Origin of the sequence: Chitinophaga sp. S165, assembly GCF_003182155.1 — a bacterium.
Taxonomy (GTDB): Bacteria; Bacteroidota; Bacteroidia; order Chitinophagales; family Chitinophagaceae; genus Chitinophaga.
Genome location: NZ_QGTG01000007.1, coordinates 319,802 through 339,807 on the forward strand (window position 1 = coordinate 319,802; position 20,006 = coordinate 339,807).

The 20,006-nt window shown below is 46.2% G+C and carries 18 protein-coding genes; 6 read left to right on the plus strand and 12 right to left on the minus strand.

The window, feature by feature from the left end; translation table 11 throughout:
* Window positions 1-13: 13 nt before the first annotated feature.
* Window positions 14-703 carry an outer membrane beta-barrel protein gene (locus C7475_RS24530; RefSeq protein WP_233259951.1) on the minus strand — a complete coding sequence of 230 codons (690 nt, stop codon included), beginning with the start codon at window positions 701-703 and terminating at the stop codon, window positions 14-16.
* A complete protein-coding gene (gene ubiE / locus C7475_RS24535) occupies window positions 688-1,422 on the minus strand; it encodes a bifunctional demethylmenaquinone methyltransferase/2-methoxy-6-polyprenyl-1,4-benzoquinol methylase UbiE (protein WP_110056050.1) in 735 nt (244 codons plus the stop codon). The genes C7475_RS24530 and ubiE overlap by 16 nt, the downstream gene beginning before the upstream one ends.
* An 80-nt stretch (window positions 1,423-1,502) precedes the next feature.
* Between ubiE and yihA the strand changes: the two genes are divergently transcribed.
* Window positions 1,503-2,111 carry a ribosome biogenesis GTP-binding protein YihA/YsxC gene (yihA, locus tag C7475_RS24540; protein WP_110056051.1) on the plus strand — a complete coding sequence of 203 codons (609 nt, stop codon included), beginning with the start codon at window positions 1,503-1,505 and terminating at the stop codon, window positions 2,109-2,111.
* An 18-nt stretch (window positions 2,112-2,129) separates the two neighbouring features.
* Here the strand turns inward: yihA and C7475_RS24545 are convergent, their stop codons facing one another.
* From C7475_RS24545 to C7475_RS24585, 9 genes are all read right to left on the minus strand, one after another.
* Window positions 2,130-2,528: a hypothetical protein gene (locus C7475_RS24545; protein ID WP_110056052.1), complete on the minus strand. Its 399-nt coding sequence runs from the start codon at window positions 2,526-2,528 to the stop codon at window positions 2,130-2,132.
* Window positions 2,529-2,877: 349 nt separating this feature from the next.
* The gene (locus C7475_RS24550; protein ID WP_110056053.1) at window positions 2,878-3,351 is read right to left on the minus strand and encodes a ribonuclease H-like YkuK family protein; all 474 of its coding nucleotides are present in this window, start codon (window positions 3,349-3,351) and stop codon (window positions 2,878-2,880) included.
* Between the two features lie 200 nt (window positions 3,352-3,551).
* On the minus strand, window positions 3,552-3,920 hold the full coding sequence (locus C7475_RS24555) for a CoA-binding protein (RefSeq protein ID WP_110056054.1): 369 nt from the start codon (window positions 3,918-3,920) through the stop codon (window positions 3,552-3,554).
* Between the two features lie 84 nt (window positions 3,921-4,004).
* Window positions 4,005-4,949, minus strand: a complete 945-nt coding sequence (locus C7475_RS24560) for a TIGR01777 family oxidoreductase (RefSeq protein ID WP_110056055.1) — start codon at window positions 4,947-4,949, stop codon at window positions 4,005-4,007.
* 63 nt (window positions 4,950-5,012) lie between these two features.
* Window positions 5,013-5,519: a GbsR/MarR family transcriptional regulator gene (locus tag C7475_RS24565; RefSeq protein ID WP_110056144.1), complete on the minus strand. Its 507-nt coding sequence runs from the start codon at window positions 5,517-5,519 to the stop codon at window positions 5,013-5,015.
* A 117-nt stretch (window positions 5,520-5,636) separates the two neighbouring features.
* A complete protein-coding gene (locus C7475_RS24570; RefSeq protein ID WP_110056056.1) occupies window positions 5,637-6,026 on the minus strand; it encodes a VOC family protein in 390 nt (129 codons plus the stop codon).
* A 165-nt stretch (window positions 6,027-6,191) separates the two neighbouring features.
* Complete coding sequence (locus tag C7475_RS24575) at window positions 6,192-7,826, minus strand: pyruvate dehydrogenase complex dihydrolipoamide acetyltransferase (protein ID WP_110056057.1); 1,635 nt, start codon at window positions 7,824-7,826, stop codon at window positions 6,192-6,194.
* A gap of 86 nt (window positions 7,827-7,912) precedes the next feature.
* A complete protein-coding gene (locus C7475_RS24580) occupies window positions 7,913-9,775 on the minus strand; it encodes a DNA polymerase III subunit gamma/tau (RefSeq protein WP_110056058.1) in 1,863 nt (620 codons plus the stop codon).
* Between the two features lie 122 nt (window positions 9,776-9,897).
* Entirely contained in the window at window positions 9,898-12,000 is a 2,103-nt protein-coding gene (locus C7475_RS24585) for a M48 family metallopeptidase (protein ID WP_158286610.1), read from the minus strand.
* A gap of 265 nt (window positions 12,001-12,265) precedes the next feature.
* Between C7475_RS24585 and C7475_RS24590 the strand changes: the two genes are divergently transcribed.
* Window positions 12,266-13,657, plus strand: coding sequence for a response regulator (locus C7475_RS24590; RefSeq protein WP_158286611.1), 1,392 nt, complete (start codon window positions 12,266-12,268; stop codon window positions 13,655-13,657).
* Window positions 13,658-13,825: 168 nt separating this feature from the next.
* Here C7475_RS24590 and C7475_RS24595 read toward each other — a convergent pair whose 3' ends face one another.
* Window positions 13,826-14,986 (minus strand): hypothetical protein, encoded by a 1,161-nt coding sequence (locus tag C7475_RS24595; RefSeq protein ID WP_110056061.1) that lies wholly within the window; start codon window positions 14,984-14,986, stop codon window positions 13,826-13,828.
* A gap of 211 nt (window positions 14,987-15,197) precedes the next feature.
* Here C7475_RS24595 and C7475_RS24600 point away from each other — a divergent pair, with 211 nt between their 5' ends.
* From C7475_RS24600 to C7475_RS24615, 4 genes are read left to right on the plus strand one after another with little or no spacing between them, the layout of a single operon-like run.
* Complete coding sequence (locus C7475_RS24600) at window positions 15,198-16,448, plus strand: efflux RND transporter periplasmic adaptor subunit (RefSeq protein ID WP_110056062.1); 1,251 nt, start codon at window positions 15,198-15,200, stop codon at window positions 16,446-16,448.
* A gap of 4 nt (window positions 16,449-16,452) precedes the next feature.
* Window positions 16,453-17,805, plus strand: coding sequence for an ABC transporter permease (locus tag C7475_RS24605; RefSeq protein WP_110056063.1), 1,353 nt, complete (start codon window positions 16,453-16,455; stop codon window positions 17,803-17,805).
* Window positions 17,798-19,273, plus strand: a complete 1,476-nt coding sequence (locus C7475_RS24610; RefSeq protein WP_110056064.1) for a TolC family protein — start codon at window positions 17,798-17,800, stop codon at window positions 19,271-19,273. The genes C7475_RS24605 and C7475_RS24610 overlap by 8 nt, the downstream gene beginning before the upstream one ends.
* A 36-nt stretch (window positions 19,274-19,309) precedes the next feature.
* Entirely contained in the window at window positions 19,310-19,912 is a 603-nt protein-coding gene (locus C7475_RS24615) for a hypothetical protein (protein ID WP_110056065.1), read from the plus strand.
* The last annotated feature ends 94 nt before the right edge of the window (window positions 19,913-20,006 follow it).

Sequence of the window (20,006 nt, forward strand, 5' to 3'; positions counted from 1 at the left end):
CCGCGCTAAGAACCTAACCTTCCAGGTGAATGGAGAAAACGATCATCCTGGAATTGAGTTTGTCGATCACATTGGAATAACGCAGGTGCTCATCTTTAACATGTACGTTACCAATACCATTGCTGATCTTAAACTCGGGAGAGAAGATAAAACTTGGGAAATAGAACTCAAACCCGGCTCCGAACTCATAACCGAAATCGCTTTTCCTGATCTTTACCAGGTCTTCCGCACGGCGTGCCCTCGCATTGGAAGCGAGGTCATAGTCGTATTTCAAACCACCGATCGTATACACACGCATGTTACCGATACGGTCTGATTTGAATTTCAGCTGTAACGGAAAACTGAGCAGGATCGACTCAATATTCTTGGTCGTTTCCCTTGCCGGGTAGTTCTCTTTATAGTAAAGGTTCTTGGAGGCAAATAATAACTGCGGATTGAAGCGGATATCGAAGTAGTCACTCAGGCGCAGGTTACCCAGTAAGCCCAGGTTAAAACCGAAGGTCCTCAATGGTTCTGCAACCATGATAGAATCCTGTTTAAGGAATATCTCGTCATGATACAGTTTAAAGTTGGAATTATTACCTGCGAGTGTAATACCAAAGTAATAGGGCTTGGCATCGTGTTCTTCCATGTACATGGTGGTCTGCGCTTTCGCGCTACCTGTATTCCATAGGATGGCCAGAAGTACTAGCGGGATGCGCAATAAATAGAGCTGATGCCGAATGTGAGCTTTTTGCATGTTACTGCTTGGAAACCGGTATTAATTAAAATATTACACATTTCCTGACCTTGTGGGAACGCTTTCACTGATTCCGGCAGATAGCTATATGCTGCTTCGCTCTTTGCTACCCATTTCCCGATCAAAGGTGTAATATAACGAAAATATAAATTATATAATTGTTTAATAGGAAAAGCGGTTGGATTAGAAAATTCCAGTATTACCAGTTTTCCTCCCGGTTTAAGTACGCGCAACATTTCAGACAGCCCCTTTTCCAGATTCTCGAAGTTGCGCACTCCGTATGCTACCGTTATTGCATCAAACGTCTGGTCTGGAAAACTTATTGTCTCACTGTCGCCCAGCTGAAGGGTTATTTTGTCGGATAAGCCGAGTTTATTGATCTTCTCACGACCGTGAGAAAGCATGCCTTCTGATATGTCAATTCCTGTAATGGTATTGGGTTTCAGCATCTTGTTCGCCATAATGGCAAAGTCGCCGGTACCGGTAGCCACATCCAGCATCTTCTTAGGCTGCAGGGCTTTTAATTGCTTTAATGCCTTCTTGCGCCATTGGATATCAATACCTAATGACATAAAATGGTTCAGGAAATCATAGCGGTGGGCAATGTCGTTGAACATGGTCGCTATCTGTTCCTTCTTACTTAGTTCTGATGTGGCAAACGGTACAATCTTCTTATCTGACATAGCCCGCAAAGTTAGGAGAAAATAGAGAAATGCTGGCAATAAGTAAATTTTCATGAACTTTGTGCCCGAAGACTAATATTATGATCATCAAGAGCGCAGAATACCTCATCAGTAATGTTGACTGGCAGAAATGCCCCACTCCGAACCTTCCGGAATATGCCTTTATAGGCCGGTCCAATGTGGGTAAGTCATCCCTGATCAATATGTTGGCTAACAATGAGAAGCTGGCAAAAACGTCCGGAACTCCCGGTAAAACCCAGCTTATCAACCACTTCCTGATCAATCAGGCCTGGTACCTGGTGGATCTGCCGGGATATGGTTTTGCCAAGGTTAGTCAGTCGCAACGCAGGTCGTGGGAACAGATGATCGAAAACTATCTCCGTAAAAGGGAAAACCTGGTCAATGTCTTCGTACTGATCGACAGCCGTCATACCCCTCAGAAACTGGATATAGAGTTCATTAACCAGCTGGGTGAGTGGCAGATCCCATTCTCCCTGGTATTTACAAAAGCAGATAAGAGCACCCAGGCCGAAACCAGCCGGAATGTAAAGGCGTTCCTGAATAAATTAAGGGAGTCCTGGGAATTCCTCCCCGCTCATTTTGTAACAAGTACCGTGAAAAAGTCCGGCAGGGACGCTATCCTGTCGTCTATAGATGAGATGAATACGGAGTTCAGGGCGATAGCCTGACCCGGTAGTAGCTGTTAATTACTTTACTCTTATATACACACGGCCAACATGAACGTTGGAATGCACTGACCGCAGGGATAATGTATCATTGCCGGTAATGTTGCAGCTGAATATCCGTGGATTCCATGGATCGCTGTCTGCTACCAGGTATGGCTGGTGATCGCTTTTCAGGGCCATCAGGAAGGTTTCCTTCGAGATGAGCGTGTCACGGCTATAGGTCAGCATTTTGTTACCATCAAATTTCAGGATCTCGAGCGACTGACTGTCGCGGGCTACCAGGGCATTACTTGATGCATTGGAGTATAAAAGTCTCCAGCTGCCCTGCAGCTTCTGTGAGGAAGTGTCTGAGATAGTTTCTTTTTTGCACGAAGAGTTGGCAAATACTAGCAATAGTATGACAGTTATGTAGGCACGCATGTTGGACAGCTATTCAGTAAATCAGTATAACAGTATATCAGTATTACAGTATAAATTAAGGAATTTTTTTCAAAAAAACGAGCCCTCGTTTTGGCCCGGCAATTGAACATCGACGTCTCAATATCTCTTTAGCCGCTTCTGGCTTATGTTTCAGCTGGAACTATTTACAAAGACTTAACAAAACAATATTTGTCCGGGAATTTCGTTAGACCCTGCTTTACGCGGTATGAGAGACGTGTTTTCGGAGTAGGTGTTCTCATCTGAATGGGATTTTTCTGGGGGAAAAAAGCCCCCGGATGCGAAAAGACGCATCCTGACAGCGGGGAAAAGTAATATCAGCCTGCAGGCTTTAGTTCACTACCTTATCCGCACAGCAACTGCTGGCAAAGGCATCTGGTTTTGCTTTAAAGGCAAATCCCATTCCCAGTATATAACCCATTGCTTCACGCAGCGCCAGGTTACTTTTGAACTGGGGGTTCGTGTTAATGTCTGCATGTACTTCCATGTCCACATCGTATTCGGTGAACAGGTCACACAGTTCGTAGGCGATCTCAATACTCTTGGCCACTTCAATGAGCATACGCTCCTTGATGGAATAAGAGTCGCGTGTTTTGTCATTGTGGATGAACATGAAACCTCCATGTCCTTCACGCAGGAAAACGATCACCGTTGCAAATTCTGTTTCTGCACCTTTTACCTGTGAGTCCGTGCCAATACACACTTTTAAGTGAAAGCCCTTCCCGGTTTCCCGGATAATTGCCTGGCGCACTTCTTCCTTAATGGGCAAATGAATCGGTTCGCCGTTGAATCTTCTCCATTTCATGATTATATATGATTAGAGTGAATAGGCGTGGTCGTTAAGATTACATAAATGCCGTTCTATCGTTCTAGATCCTTGCTGGTAGGGGAGTATTATAAGTAATATACAAAAATTTATCAGCAATCTGATGAGAGAAAGCAAGAATTAACGGGACCTTATTGCAGGAGGGAAGGCATTTCACAGGAATTCGTACCGGCCGTGTATCAATATTGGCCGGTACTCAGTAATACAAGCGTACAGGCTTCGATTGGCTCAATACCTTTGCTGGTGGCAAGCGCGGCCAGTTCGTCGTTCTCCGTGCCCGGATTGAAAATGATGCGTTTCGGATGCAGTTGCAATATATAATCGTAGTACTCCTGTTGCAGCACAGGGTTCATATAGAGGGTAACCGTATCTACATCTGCCGGAGTGGGATGCTCTTTCGTTATAGGCGTATCGCCTATTTGACCGTCTTTTTTACCAATAGCAAGTACCGGATGCCCTTTACCGGCCAGTCTGGATACTGCCAGGTAACTATATCTGCTCGGATTGGGAGATGCACCTAAAACAACCGTGAATTTCTTATCGCTCATAAATAGTCTGTTTACATATACCCGCCAGGGTCTATACCCCGGCAGGTACTTTCTATATAAGAGCAAACATCAAACCATAATGAACTATATAAGATGATACCGACGCCTTGGCAGTCGGCCGATGATATTTTCCATGGCAGGCTGGAGCTGAGGGTACGTAAAGACAAAACCGGCCTGCAAGGCCCGGGTAGGCAGTACCCAGCGACTTTTTAGCAGCAGCTCTGCTTCTGTGCCGATAATCTTCGCACCGATACGCAGCATCCAGGGAAAGGCCGGCAGACCGAAAAGATGGCCTCCTGCCTTACGTAATGTTCTCATAAACTGCCGGTTACTGACTGGGTGGGGGGCACTACAATTAAACGTGCCATCCAGTTCAGGATGTTCATAAAGCCACTCCATCATCCGGCACAAGTCAGTGATATGTATCCAGCTGAATTTTTGCCAGCCATTACCCTGATACCCCCCCAGTCCAAATTTGATGAGGTTCAGGTAAGGCGCCATAACACCTCCCTGGTGACCAATTGTTACGGCTATACGGAGCACTGCCTTGCGGGTGCCAGTTACCACTTCCCCATTAAACACCGATTCCCAGCGTTTACATACCTGTACTGAAAAATCGTCTTGTATCTCCCCGGTAAATTCGTCCATTGGCCGGTCTTCAGCATGCCTGTAAATAGTAGCGGAAGCTGCATTGATCCATAGGGCAGGAGGGTGTTGTAAGGTACGTATGGCGGCTCCTAATACCGCTGTGGCATTAGTCCTGCTGTCAAATATCTCCTGTTTGTTTTCTTCTGTATAACGGCAGTTTACGCTCTTCCCCGCAAGGTTGACCAGCAGGTCAGTGTTTTCCAGCTGTTCAGACCATTTGTCCAGGGTCTTACCATCCCATTTGATATAACTAACCCGCCCATGTCCTGCTATAGGGTTTCGGGTGAGGATAACTATATCGTTATCACTGCCGAAATGTTCGATCATCCCGGTGCCGATGAATCCCGTTCCCGCTGCAATGACTATCTTTTTATACTTCATGGTAAGCAGATTTATAGTATTTCAAAACTTTCAATAAAAAGTGAAACATGTAGACAAAAAATATTACTTGAATAATTTCATCAACGTTCCATAGAACCAGCTTTCTTCAGCCTTTACAAAACTGTTGATGGCTTTGTCAGTCTGATGAGCAAACTTGTTGATGCCCTGAATAGATTCTCTAAATGCTTTTACGTGTTTATCTTTCATATCCCCCTCTACTTCCTGTAACTGGTTCAAAGTCTTGATAATCGGATCTAATTCACGGCGCTTCCTTTCCCTGGCAATTTCAGTAGCTACCTTCCAGATGTCTTTTTCAGCAGTGAAATATTCCTTTCTTTCTCCGGGGATCAATACACGATCAACTAATCCCCAGTTGATCAGTTCCCGTACGTTCATATTGGTATTACCACGGGAAATGTTCAGCTCAGCCATGATATCATCGGCGCTCAGCGGATCAGGCATAACCATCAGCAAGGCGTGGATCTGAGCCATGGTACGGTTAATGCCCCATTGAGCTCCTAAAGATCCCCAGCTTTGTATAAACTGCGCTTTTGCTTCTGCCAATTTCATATAGTCCTCATTTTCGTTCCCCAAATGTAACGGTAAGTTATTGAACTTTCAAAAGAAAATGAAAGAGGCGGGGCATATTAATTAAGATAGCCTTGTATCTCAGGGTTTATGACAGGTTTATCTTTTTGAATATAATCCGACCCTATTACCGTCCAGGTCAAAGATGATGGCGAAATATCCCAGGTCCTGCAACTCAGATACCGGGCGTTTGTCCAGTTCTATTTTGCCTCCTGCGGCTTCGACCCGTTCCAGTACTTCAGTGAGATCTTCGCCGGCATGCAGGTAGATCAGCGTACCACGCTGGCTGGGAAAATACTCGGAACCCTGAACAATGGCTCCGCCAATACCATTATTGAGCCTGTCAAACAGAAAGAAAGCTTTCTTCTTAAGACCCAGCTGCTCCTGAGGCATTTCATAGTTGAATATCTGACTGTAAAACTTCCTGGCCCTGTCGATATCGTGTACAGGGATTTCGAACCAGCTTGCCGCATTCTTAGGAATCTCCATTGATCATTTAGTTGTGGGGGCAACTTAAATTTAAACATTTATACGGCAACTCCCAAATTCTGATGTTGAATAACAGCGTGTTAAGATGACCGGTATGGGATTAAAAAAGAACAGGCGTCCCGTTTAATGGAACGCCTGTTTTATAGTTCGTTGATGATATAAAATTTATACCAGCATAGTTACCGGATTTTCCAGGTAGCTCTTCAGTGTAGCCAGGAAACGTGCACCTACAGCTCCATCCACGCTACGGTGGTCACAGCTCAAGGTCAGCTTCATGATATTTACCACTTTGAACTGTCCTTTCTCAGAAACAACAGTTTCTTTGATACCTCCAACAGCCAGGATTGCTGAATCTGGCGGATTGATGATTGCAGTGAATTCGTCGATACCCATCATACCCAGGTTAGAGATAGTGAAGGTGTTACCGGAGAAATCCTGCGGCTGCAGTTTCTTGTTCTTAGCTTTGTCATACAGGTCTTTCGCTTCACCAGCTATCTGGCTCAGTGTTTTCTGATCTGCAAAACGAACAACAGGAACGATCAGACCATCTTCGATCGCTACGGCAGAACCGATGTGGATGTGATGGTTCTGACGGATGAAGTCTCCCATCCAGCTGCTGTTCACATCAGGATGCTGACGCAGTGCCAGGGCAGAAGCCTTGATCACCATATCGTTAAAGGAGATCTTGATCGGAGACACTTCATTGATAGCTTTACGTGCTTCAATGGCTTTGTCCATATTGATATCTACTTTCAGGTAGAAGTGAGGAGCAGTGAATTTGCTTTCGCTCAGACGTTTAGCGATCACCTTACGCATCTGGCTTAGCTGAACGTCGGTATGACCTTCCTGACCAGCTGGAGTGAATGCTGCAACTTTCGCTGCCGGAGCTGCACCTGGTTTGGTTGCTGCCGGAGCTGCGGATGGAACAAAGCTGTCAACGTCTTTCTTCACGATCCTGCCACCGTCGCCGGAACCAGGAACCTTACTGATGTCGATGCCTTTTTCTTCAGCCAGTTTCTTAGCCAGTGGAGATGCTTTCACACGTCCGTCCTTGTTTTCTGAAACCTCAGGAGTGGCTGCAGGAGCTGCAGGTGCAGCCGGAGTAGCTGCTGGTGCTGCCTGTGCTGCTGGTTTTGCACCACCGGCGCCTTCAGCTGCGAGGATCGCATCTACATTAGTGCCTTTCTTACCTACTATTGCTATGATACCGTTTACTTTAGCGGCATCACCTTCTTTTACGCCTACATATAACAGCTCACCGTCCGCATAACCGATCACTTCCATGGTAGCCTTATCGGTTTCTACCTCTGCCAGTACATCGTCGCTTTTTACGGTATCGCCTACTTTTTTGTTCCAGGCTACGATCTTACCTTCCGTCATGGTGTCGCTCAACAGCGGCATACGGATAACGGTAGCGTTTTTCAGTGCTTCTGCCGCAGCTGCGCTGTCAGCACTGCTGGCCACCGGAGCCGGAGCTGCAGTTTCCTGCGCTGCTGGTTTGGCTTCCGCTGCTGCCTGGCCATTATTATTACCTCCACCGAGTAAAGATTTATAATCCTCACCTGGTTTCCCTACAATTGCTATGATCTCATTTACTTTAGCAGCCTTACCTTTCTCGACACCAATATATAATAGGGTACCTTCCACATAGCCCATCACTTCCATGGTGGCTTTATCTGTTTCCACCTCAGCAATTACGTCGTCTGCTTTTACGGTATCACCTACCTTTTTATGCCATTCCGCGATCACCCCTTCAGTCATTGTGTCACTCAAAAGGGGCATTCTGATAACTTCTGCCATAGTATTATTCCAAATTTTGCCCAAACCTACAAAAGAAATGCGAATTGTGAAAGTTAGATTACGGAAGATATTTCCGTAAACCTTCTTTAAAAATCCAGTTCCATATTCAATCTATCTTTCAGTTCCTTTATCAGCGGATATTTTTCCGTCATTTTCTGGAACTGTTCCCGGCTGGAAAGCGGCGCGGGGCCAATATCCACCGTCTGCTGGGTCTCATCCAGGTGCAAGGTCAGCACGAGAGCCGGGTTGTGAAATTTTTCTTTGAAAAAAGCCGAAATGGCCAGTTTTTCTTCTTCCATGAAGCGGAATTGCACAATATTCCTGCTCGTAATGGTGATTTCTTCCGGTCCGGCCATGTCGATAACAGCCAGTGCGAGATTACTCACGACTGTCATTTTGTTAGCCTGCCTGAACCTGTCGATGAATTCTTCCCAATACACATGAAGCGCGCCCAGGGTCATTGGAATGATCTCCTGTACCGCCTTTGTCACTTGTTTTGCTGCCAGTGCCTCTTTCATAGCGGCAAGACCTGTCAGCTTGGTTTGCGGAGCCGCAGGCTGCGCCGGTTTTGATGTCGTGGCCGTTCCCGCTGTAACCGGGTTTGCCACAGGTTGCGCCTGACGCTGTACTGGCGTTTGCTGTACGTTGTGATTAGAAGCCGGTGGTGGTGTTTCTATGGTCAGCCGGGCCTCATTTGCGGCAATAGAGCCACTGGTGGCCGGTTGTCCTGCCATATTTTTGGCCGCAGGTGCGGCCTGTATGAAGGAGGATCTTAATTTCTGTGGTACTGCGCCATCAGCTACCAGTTTTTTTTTTACTACCTCCCCGGTTTGATCATCGCTGACTAAGGTAACGGCCTGCTGAAGGAAACACAGCTTGATCAGCGCCATTTCCACATGCAGGCGTTTATTTCGAGCCATCCTATAATTGATCTCCGTCTCATTCAACAGGTGCAGGGCCGTGATCAGGTAAGAAGGACTTACCTTGCCCGACATCTGTTTGTACCTGTCCTTAAGATTACCGGATACTTCTACCAGGTGCAGCACTTTCTCCTCCTTGCTCATCAGCAGGTTACGAAGAAACTCCGACCAGCCGTTCAGGAAGTTATCCCCCTCAAAACCTTTCTGGAGAATCTCGTCAAATATCAATAGGGCAGTGGCAACATCCTGTTGCAATACCGCCTCCATTATTTTAAAGAAATAGTCGTAATCCAGGATGTTCAGGTGCTCCAGCGTATTCTGGTAAGTCAGATGTCCGCCGGTAAAGCTGACGATCTTATCCAGCGTACTGAGTGAGTCACGCATACAACCATCGGTTTTCTGCGCTACCAGGTGCAGCGCGTCAGATTCCGCCTGAATGCTTTCCTTCTGACAGATCTCCTGCAGATGATCTACCGTATCCTGGATGGTGATACGTTTAAAGTCAAAGATCTGACACCGGCTCAAAATGGTAGGGAGGATCTTATGCTTTTCTGTGGTAGCCAGGATGAAGATGGCATAAGAAGGCGGTTCTTCCAGCGTTTTCAGGAACGCATTAAATGCGGAGGAACTGAGCATGTGGACCTCATCTATGATATAGATCTTATATTTTCCTGCCTGTGGAGCGAAACGTACCTGCTCCACCAGCGTACGGATATCGTCTACCGAGTTGTTGGACGCAGCATCCAGTTCGTGGATATTGAAGGAACTTCCTTCATTGAAAGACGTACAGGAATGACATTGATTACATGCTTCCCCATCAGGTTGCAGATTCTCACAGTTGATTGTTTTGGCCAGGATACGGGCACAGGTTGTTTTTCCCACACCTCTCGGACCGCAGAACAGGAAGGCGTGTGCCAGCTGATTATTACGGATCGCATTTTTAAGGGTGGTCGTAATATGTGATTGTCCGACTACGGTTGAAAAATTCTGTGGACGGTATTTACGGGCTGAAACGATAAAATTCTCCATATATACAACGCATTCGCGAGGGCCGAAAGTACACAAAATTGTCCATAGTCCCTAGCTGCTAACTGATAGTTCATAGTACCTGCCGCTATGGTAATAACTTACATATTAAGAAAAGTAAACCGTCAATGAGGAACAGACAGCTCACTGAAGTCGAGACAACGATAAAGGAAGTCTTTTTTCATCAGGATGATGCTGTTGTTGTAATGGTCGGATACGCTGGCGCTGATATCATACATCGCTTCCAGTTCTTCCGGCAACGGGGGATGTTGCAGCATATATGAATACTGGTATTGTATAAAATGCGTCACCTTTTGTTGTAACTCAGGTTCCCACTGGTCGCTGATATTATGCTGAAACAACAGCTCCTGTAACAGGTGCAGCAGTTGTTCCGCTTCCTGCCGGAGTATCCCCAGACGGGCATCTGCTTTTTCCAGCGACATATTGTTACCTCCATAAAAGGAGGGAATGCTTTCCATGATGACGCCGGCAATCTCATTAAGGGCATTCGCCTTTACCTGATGGGAAAGTATACGCCTGTACTGCTCCTGCAAATTGGTTGCTGCTTCCAGTGCATGTTGCAACGCAAACGTATAGTGGTAACGGAGGGCCATCAGGTCCTGTTCCTGCAGCCATTGTTTGTCCCTGGTTATTTGTTGGTGTAATTTATCCAGGACCTTCAGCGCTTCATGATTGCGGTACTGTACATTTTCATAAGTGAACTGCGTCACCTGTATCTCTCCACTGATAATTGCCTGTAAGGTTGCGGCATCCTGCACATCCCGGAAATAATGCCGGATCCGTTGCCGGTGCGACTTCGTATACAGGGTAGACAGCGTATATAAAGTTTGTTCTTCCTCCGAAAAAGGTTCCAGTCTGCCGGGAGGTATGTCAGAGAAAGGCCTGTCGTCATAATAGTTGTTATACGGCGCAGGAAAGGCATATTGCTCATGGAACGTTTCGATCTCCCTGATGAAATCTTCTGCGGAAGACCACTGTGCCGGCATTTCTTCCGGTGCCAGTACATCATAGATCTGATGTGACATCTGTTCCTGTAAGGTTTCCGCATCATGGAACAGCGTCCATGCACTTTGAGGGATCTTCACACCGGGTATACCGGCTGCCAGGTAACGTTGTTCACGTTCTTCCTGCGTCGGATGGGATGCCCACTTATCACGGAACTGCACCTGGCTTTTCACGGTCGTTCCGAATTGATCATCATCATACTGTGGCAGCTGCTGATGGTCCAGCGGCGTACTGTTTTGCTTTGCATGATATTTTATAAGCATGCTGTGCGCTTCATAGATATTCCGGATAAACCGCTGTTGCCGCGCCCATGATGTTGTGCGCTGCAATAATTGCTGGAAACAGGCATTGCTCATTTCAGCACGTCGCATGGCGGAGATGGCAGTGTCTGTTCCGCAAATTGAAAGCGCCACTTCGTCTGCCTGAAACTCCATCTCACGGCTTAAGCGCATATACTGCCGGTTGATCAGTTCATGCATCTGCCGGAAAAGAAAATGCAGCCCTGCAGCCAGCAATACAAACACACGCGAGAATAACGCTGCTAACAGACCTTTGTTGGATAGCCATATGATTGCACTGCGCCAGCTCCTGTTTTCATAAAGAATATTGTAGATGATCCTGTTAATCGTATATACGTGCAGGACCAGTTTCATGCTACGTTGTGAGAAGTGGCCGAATTCGTGCGCGAGCACCATTTTGAACTCACTGATGTTTAGACTGTTCACCATACCAAGTCCTATCACCAGGTTCTTGTCCGCCTCGCCAAAAAGTCCCATAATACCGGGAGAGTGAAATACTACCGCATTGACATCCGGTACGAGATAAACTCTTTTCGGCAATGGCGCCTTTGTTTGCTCTACAAGTTTGTATATAAAATCAAACAACACCGGCTGTTCCTGCTCTGTAACAACTGTACGGTAGGGTACAACGGTCTTATGCCTGCTGAACAGGAACAGCATAATGAAAATTGTCTGCAGCACTCCCAGTAGCAATAATGCTGCACCCGCGATTGAAGTAAAAATGCCGGACAAACCCTGATAGGAAGCATATACAATAAGCGAGCTTCCGCTCCATATACAAGCTGCCATCAGCAGGAATGAGCATAACAATAAAATGATATAGGTAACATAGAACAACAGGACACCGCCCGTCATTCGTAGCACCTCTTGTTTAAAGTACGTACCTGACGCTGTATTGTTCATATACACAACAGTTCTTGGGAGCCTCCGCATTGGTTGTTGGACATAGTATCAACAGGTTATGGTGAATCTTCTCAGCTCATTATAAATATAATTCTTATTTCCATGCCGGAACATAACACGAGCGGGAAATAATTTTCAGTCTCATCGCTTTTAGTTAAATTCGGTACATCGATTTAACCTGTTAAAAGACCGGTTTAGGAGAGTCAGGAACTCTTATTAATTGTGAGTCTAATGCCAACGTTTTTTCAACTTTTAAATGCATACGATGTATCTATCGGTTGCTTTTGGATTAATCCCTAATATCCTTCCTCTGTTCGTGATCGTAAATGCCCCTTCAGTCAATGACATATCTGTTCCGGCAGTTATAGCTATCATCGGCCCGTCATCTTTATTGTTGCTGTTATTGGTGGTAACAGTGGTCGTTCTCTTGTTTTATATCCGTTATCTCCGGAAAGAGATATTATACATAAATCGTACCGGGAACGGAACCCCAAATGCCAGGCTGGATATTGTGAATAATATCAGCCAGGAAGTGCGCGCCCCTCTTAATGTCATTATTGGTTTCAGTGAACAGTTGTCATATACCGCCCTGGACCCACATCAAAGGGAATTACTCAATGCTGTAGAAAATGCTGCAGGCATGCTGATGCAGATACAACAAAACATCCAGGAACTTGACTGGTTGCAGAAAGGTGAATTGCGTCTTGATAATTATTCATTTTCACCTTATAAAATATTGAATACTGTAACGGATAGATTATCGCCTCTTACCCATAGCAAACATCTTGCATTTGACGTTGTCTATGATGGGGAACAACTGCTGGAAGTAAGTGGTGACGGTGAACGTCTATACCGGATACTCACCTGCCTGACCGAAAACGCGATCAGATACACTGATACCGGAAGCGTACACTGCCATATGCGCGTAGATAAACGGCCGGCAGGAGAAGTGCGGGTAGATGTGCAGGTGACGGATACAGGGCAAGGTATCGCACCCGAAAGGCTTCCCTTTATATTCAATCAATATATGCACAATACGCCTCCAATTGCAGGCGCTGTGCATGGTGCGGGTTTCGGGCTGGCGCTGGTCCGCGCACTGGTCGATCTGCACAATGGGCAATTAACCGTAGAAACCTCTCCCGGAAAAGGCAGTTGTTTTTGCTGTTCTATCAGCTACAAAGTAGCGCCGGTTCCGCAAACGATCATCGTTACACAGCAGGAGGCAGAACAGATGACCGGTCATTGCATGAATGGCCGGTATGCGCTGGTGGCGGATGATCAGGAGATGAACCTGGCGCTCATGGAAAAGATCCTGACCCGCTGGCATTGCCGTTTTGATAAGGCGTCTGACGGTGTAGCTGCCTATGAGTTATTTATTAATAATAATTACGATATCGTGCTGCTTGACTTGCAAATGCCCCGCATGACAGGTATGGAAGTGGTTAAAAAGATACGTGGGGATAAAGACCTGCTCAAGGCCCAGGTGCCCGTACTGGCACTGACAGCAGATACTTCCATGCCTGGAAACCAGGAATTTATGGAAGCCGGATTTAACGACTATCTCCTGAAGCCCTTCAGGGAAAAGGATATTTATAATGTTATTGTCCGCCACCTCCGGCCGCTTCCTTCAAACAATACAATTGACGCCAAATACTGAAAGACGGTCCGTCGCCCGGTCTGAAAGCCTTAACAAGTTGCGCTCTAAGGCATCAGCGTTTAATGTACATGGAACAATCGGCGCTTTAAGCAGGCTATTTCAGACGGTAACCGGCTCATTTAACCCCTGTTGGACAATCTGTATGTACAGCGTTGGATCGCTCCTGTTTTAGAGAATAGGATGACGTTGGAACTCTTTCGTTCTGTCAAAAAGGTAACGGTAAGTAGTGAGCTTCCGGCTGGGCTGAGTACCCAGGCTCTCAGCAATGTTCAACATCTTCGGATTGAAATCGCCTATCCATTGCAGTTCATATTGCGTATAAGGAAGTTCCTTCTGGATTATTTTGGCTCCTTCCACTATCATATAAGCATCCACGCCTTTGCCCTGAAATTCCGGTATTATACCGAATACGATACCCGTAAATTTCTTACACCGTTTCATCAGTTTCAGGTACAGGAACTGTAATTTCTGGAACAGGCCGAACTTCCCGTTCATATGTTTGAAGAACTGGTTTAGTTCCGGCAGGTTCAGCCAGCAGGCGATGGGCTCATTCTTATAGTAGACAAACCAGACAACCTTTTCGTCCATAGCGGCAGACATCTGTTTGAATATATTCAGTGCCTGTTGTTTGCTGATATCCTTGCCGCCCTGGTGGCCCGCCCACGCTTTGTTATACACGATACTGAAGTCCTCTGCATATTTAGCGAGGTTCTTTTTGTCGATATATTCAGCATGGTAGCCGGGATCTTTCTCGATGGACGCATGCCGTGCAAAGAACTTATCCTGTAATTGTGTATCCACGCTCATCGCATAACAGATCTGGTGGAAGAATGGCTGGAAGCCATATGTTTCCATTAACTGCTGATAATAAGGCGGATTAAAGTTCATGCCGTACAAAGGCTCATAGAATCCATCTACAAGCAGGCCCCACCAGCGGTCACGCTCTCCGAAATTAATAGGACCGTCCATGGCTTCCATCCCTCTTTCCTTCAGCCATTCACGGGCGGTATCAAACAGGAGGTTAGCCGCTGCCTGATCATTGATACAATCAAAAAAGCCCACACCACCGGTAGGCTGGGTATCTCCCTTGGTCTTATATCTTTTATTCACAAAGGCTGCAATACGTCCGATCAGTTTACCACGATCGTCTTTAAGGATCCAGCGCACACACTCTCCCTGCCGGAAAGCCTTGTTCTTTTCCGGATCGAATACCTGGTTAATATCTTTATCAAGCGGACGTATCCATTCGGGAATCTGCTTATTTAAAGCCACATGGGTATCAATAAATTCCTTTGCTGTCTTCTTATTATTAACGATCACCAATTCCATAGGGAGCGAATTTGAGGTGCAAAAATAGTGTTTAATGTCGATAGTCGATAGTCGATAGTGTACAGGGAATGGGGCATGTAAGTACGTCATCCGTCGATAATGGTTGCTTAAGCGCGTACTTTTAACATTTATTTTTCAAATGGACGATTACTTTTATAACGTGTCTGTAGTTAAATAGTGTCCCGGCCTTTCATAATCCATTTACCCACTTATGCTAAAAAAACGAAGGTGGCTGCTACCTGCCATTATTATTCCTGTTCTTGCGATCTGTTATTTTATGTTCTCTGGTAAGGCTGCCGACAGCAGTATTACCGCCAAAGTACGCAAAGGTAATTTCCGTGATGTGGTAAACAGTTCAGGAGAGCTGCAGGCGGAAAATACCGTGTATATCTCTGCGCCTGCTGATCTCCAGGCAAACCAGATCTATGATGAGATCAAGATCCAGGATATGGTGGCCGAAGGTTCCCATGTAAAAGAAGGCGATTACATTGCCACATTGGACCCAACGTTGGTGAATAAACGTATCAGCGATGGGCAGCTATCCTTCGAGAAGTCAAGTTCAACAGTTACTCAAACGGCACTGGATACAGCACTTACTTTAAGGGAGGCTCGTGATCAGATGACCAATCTGCAATTCCAGATGGAACAGAAGAAACTGGCCCTGGAACTGAGCAAGTACGAGCCTCCCGCTACTATCCGGCAGGCCGAAATTGATCTTGAAAAGGCACAGCGAGACCTCGTGCAGATGAAAGATAACTACAAGATCAAACAACAGCAGGCTGCCACAAAAATGATACAGGCACATCGCGAAGCGGATGAATTCAGCCGGCAAATAGGAAGGCTGGAAGAATTGAAAAGCCGCTTTGTTATTAAAGCGCCAAAGAACGGTTTGCTTGTATACATCAGTGACTGGGCCAGCGGCGGCAAGAAGAAAACAGGCTCCGTTGTGCGGTCATGGGACCCGCGTGTGGCCATGCTTCCGGACCTTTCAACGATGCTGTCTAAAGTATATATTAATGAAGTAGACATCAGTAAAATACATCAGGCGCAAAAGGTTACCATGGGGCTGGATGCATTCCCCGAAGTGAAGATGGAAGGCGTGGTGAAGACGGTGGCTAATATCGGTGAGACCCGCCCGGGTGCTACTGCCAAAGTTTTTGAAGTCAATATAAAACTCAATAAGGTCGATTCCATTCTCAAACCCGGAATGACCACCTCCAATAATATCCTGATAAGTGAATTGCCAGGTAAGCTGATCATTCCACTGGAAGCAGTTTTTGCCAACGGTAAAACCAGTTATGTCTATCTGAGGAAATCAGGCAATATATCCAAACAACAGGTACGACTGGGCAAGTCCAATGATGAAGAGGTCATTGTTGAAAAGGGGCTGGCTGAAGGAGATGTTGTGTATCTCTCCGAACCGGCATCAGCAAAAGACATGAAAATAACGACATTAAAATAATGTAATGCTGGACCGCAATTTCAACAATCTCTATATCGCCCTGGATTCTATCGGTGCGAACCGGTTGCGTTCTTTCCTCACTGCGCTTGGAATCATTTTTGGTGTGGCTGCCGTTATTGCTATGCTGGCCATTGGCCGCGGCGCGCAGGCCGAGATCCTCGATCAGATGAAGCTTGTAGGGGTGAATAACATTGTTATCAAACCTAAAGTGGAAGAGAAAAAAGACGAGGACCAACAGCAACAGTCGGACGATAAGGAAAGTGCTGCTAAAACAGAAGCTAAAAAGAACCGCTTTTCTAAAGGGCTTAGTCTTGCAGATGCTGAGAGTATCCGCCGCATTATTCCCACTGTAGCCACTATCAGCCCGGAAATGATACTGGAACAGGATATCATTTACGGCAGTAAAAGCAGCAAGCTGAAAGTAGTGGGAGTGGAACCCGCATTCTTTGATATCAACAATATTAAAATAGGTGAAGGTACCGTATTCAATCAACGGCAACGTGTAGCCGGTGAAGGTGTATGTATTATCGGTAGTGATGTGAAACGTAAGTTCTTCATCTCGGAAGATCCGATAGGCAAAACAATTAAATGCGGTGCACAATGGCTGAAGATCATCGGCGTAACAGAAGCCAAAACCATCAGCAAATCCACTAAAGAAAATCTGGGTATCAGGGACTATAACCTGGATATCTACATACCTATACAAACATCCCTCGTTCGCTACAAGAACCCTTCGTTATACCTGGGTGCCGGCGACAATGGCATGTTCTTCGGAAGAAGTAATGAAGCACCTGAAAACAAGATCTTCCATCAGCTGGACCAACTTGTGATACAGGTACATGCAGCGGAATCATTGTCAGAATCGGCTACTATCATCAGCCGCATGTTACGCCGCCGGCATAATGACGTGCTTGACTTTGAGATCACCATTCCCGAACAATTGCTGAAACAGCAACAGAAGACAAAAGACGTATTCAATATCGTACTAAGCGCCATTGCAGGTATTTCCCTGCTGGTAGGAGGGATCGGTATCATGAATATCATGCTGGCCTCTGTGCTGGAACGTACCCGTGAGATCGGTATCCGTATGGCATTGGGCGCCCAGAAAAAAGACATTGTAATGCAATTCCTGTTTGAGGCGGTACTGATCAGTCTTACCGGTGGGGTGATCGGTGTTATACTCGGTGTGTCGGGTGCTTATCTGGTAGATAAACTTGCCGACATCCACACAATTGTATCAGCGATATCCATCATCCTGTCCTTCGTGCTGGCATCTGCCGTAGGACTCATCTTTGGCATTTCTCCTGCCCGCAAGGCGGCTCATAAGAACCCGATAGAATGTTTGCGACATGACTAAAATACCTATTCTGTTTACTATTTGCGGATTATTCACCGTTACTGTTACCCACGCGCAACAAACATTGTCCTTACATGGTGTTGTGCAACAGGCGCAGCAACAATCGCCCTCTTATTATAAAGCCCGCAGCAGTGCGTTAAACAGCCTGTATGCGTATAAATACTATGTTTCCGGCCGCCGTCCGCAATTAAAATTGGAGGCAACCAACAACAGTAGCTTTCTTGGTAACATTGAGAGCATCCGTCAACCGGATGGTACTTACGCTTTCAGCCGTAGCTCTTATTCTTCTACCTTTACCAGTCTTGTAGCTGATCAGATTGTACCGTTCACCGGAGGACAACTGTCTGTAGCTACCAATCTTCAACGTAATGACGTATTTGATCCTACTTCAGCTGTCAGCTATCTGTCCACTCCTTTCTCTGTAAGTTATGCGCAACCGATGCTATTGTATAATCCTTATCGCTGGGATGCGCGCATACGGCCATTGCTATACGAAGAGTCGAAAAAGCAATATGTGGAAGCGCTGGAGAATACTGGGCTGCAAGCATCGGGGTATTTCTTTGATGCCCTGATGGCGCAACAACAGGAGCTGATCCTCCAGCAGAACGTAGACAATACCGATACGCTGTACCGCATATCAAAGGGCAGGTTTGAGCTGGGAAAGATCGCTGAGAATGAGCTGTTGCAAATAGAACTGAACCTGCTGAATGCCCGCAACAACCTGGAACAGTCAACACTGAATAAGGAGATTGCTTACAGGCAGCTAACGCAATTCCTATCGTTACCGAAGGGTACGAGCGTACAGGTATCACTGCCAGATACAATACCATCATTGCAGATCCCGCTGGATGTTGCTCAACGTGAAGCACAGGACAACAGACAGGCTGTACTGTCGTTCCGCCGTCAGCGTTTGGAGGCAGAACAGGAAGTGGCTGAAGCCCGGGGTAATAACAGTTATCAGTTAAATCTCTCTGCCAACTTCGGACAGGCGCGGCAGGGGAATAGTTTTAAGAATGCATATGGTGGTGGTAATTTACAGCAAAACCAGTTATTGGTTGTCGGGCTCTCCATCCCGATCATCGATTGGGGAAAAGCACGTAACAGGATCAGACAGGCGAAAGCGAACCAGGAACTGGTGGAAGTTGACATTCAGCAGCAGGAGCGCAATTTCGAACAGGAGATCTATCTGCAAACACAACAATTCAATATTCAGCGTAAACTGCTTGAAAGTGCTGCCAAAGCAGATACTATTGCAAAGCAACGTTATGAGATCACCAAGCAGCGTTACTACATCGGAAAAATATCCATCACTGACCTGAACCTTGCCCAACAAGAGAAGAACCAGGCTAATCAGAACTACATAAATGCACTGCGTTCTTTCTGGACGTCTTACTACACAGTAAGGTTGCTCACGCTATATGACTTTGAGAAGTCGCAGAAGATAAAATATGAGTTCGCGGAAAAATAAAACCGGACTTGGCATTATTTTTTCTACTCGCTTGATATGAAGCGACATGCAGGTTACACCGTTATAATTATCTTTCTGATCATCTTCCTTGCCCTGAGTTATTCCAGGCAGCAGAAACGTGTAAAGCAGGTACTATCAGAAAATGAGCGGTTATTGAACGAGAACCGTGATCTCAGGCACTCGCTTGATGTAAACAGTAATACGGCCCGTCAGATTGCCGACAGGAGCGAAGTGCGTGAACGTACTGAAGGTACGTTTGTCGAAAGACGTACGTATTATCGTCGTAACTGGAAACAGTTCATTGCTGTAACTACCAGCGATTACCGCACGGGCTTTCTTGGAGGTATCAAAGACTTACAGGTCATTGTACGGAATCAATCTGAGTATCCGCTGGATAACGTCGTAGTCTCTGTTGACTATATGCGGGGAAGTGGCGAAGTCTTCAAAACCGAGCAATATACCATCAATGACGTGCCTGCAAAGGGCTCAAAATCCGTTGATGCATCTTCCAGCCGTAAAGGGCAGAAGGTCGCTATAAAGCTTCTCAGTATTACCAGCCAGCCAATGAACTTCTGCTGGTCTGCAAACAAACCGACTGCTCCCGGTAATCCCGATCCTTATTTGTGTACTCCTCAGTAGTAAGCTGTAATAATGTCACAGTTTAAGGCCTTGTCAAACAAGCGTCGAAGAAGCATCGAAGAAGCGTCGAAGAAGCATCGAAGAAGCGTCGAAG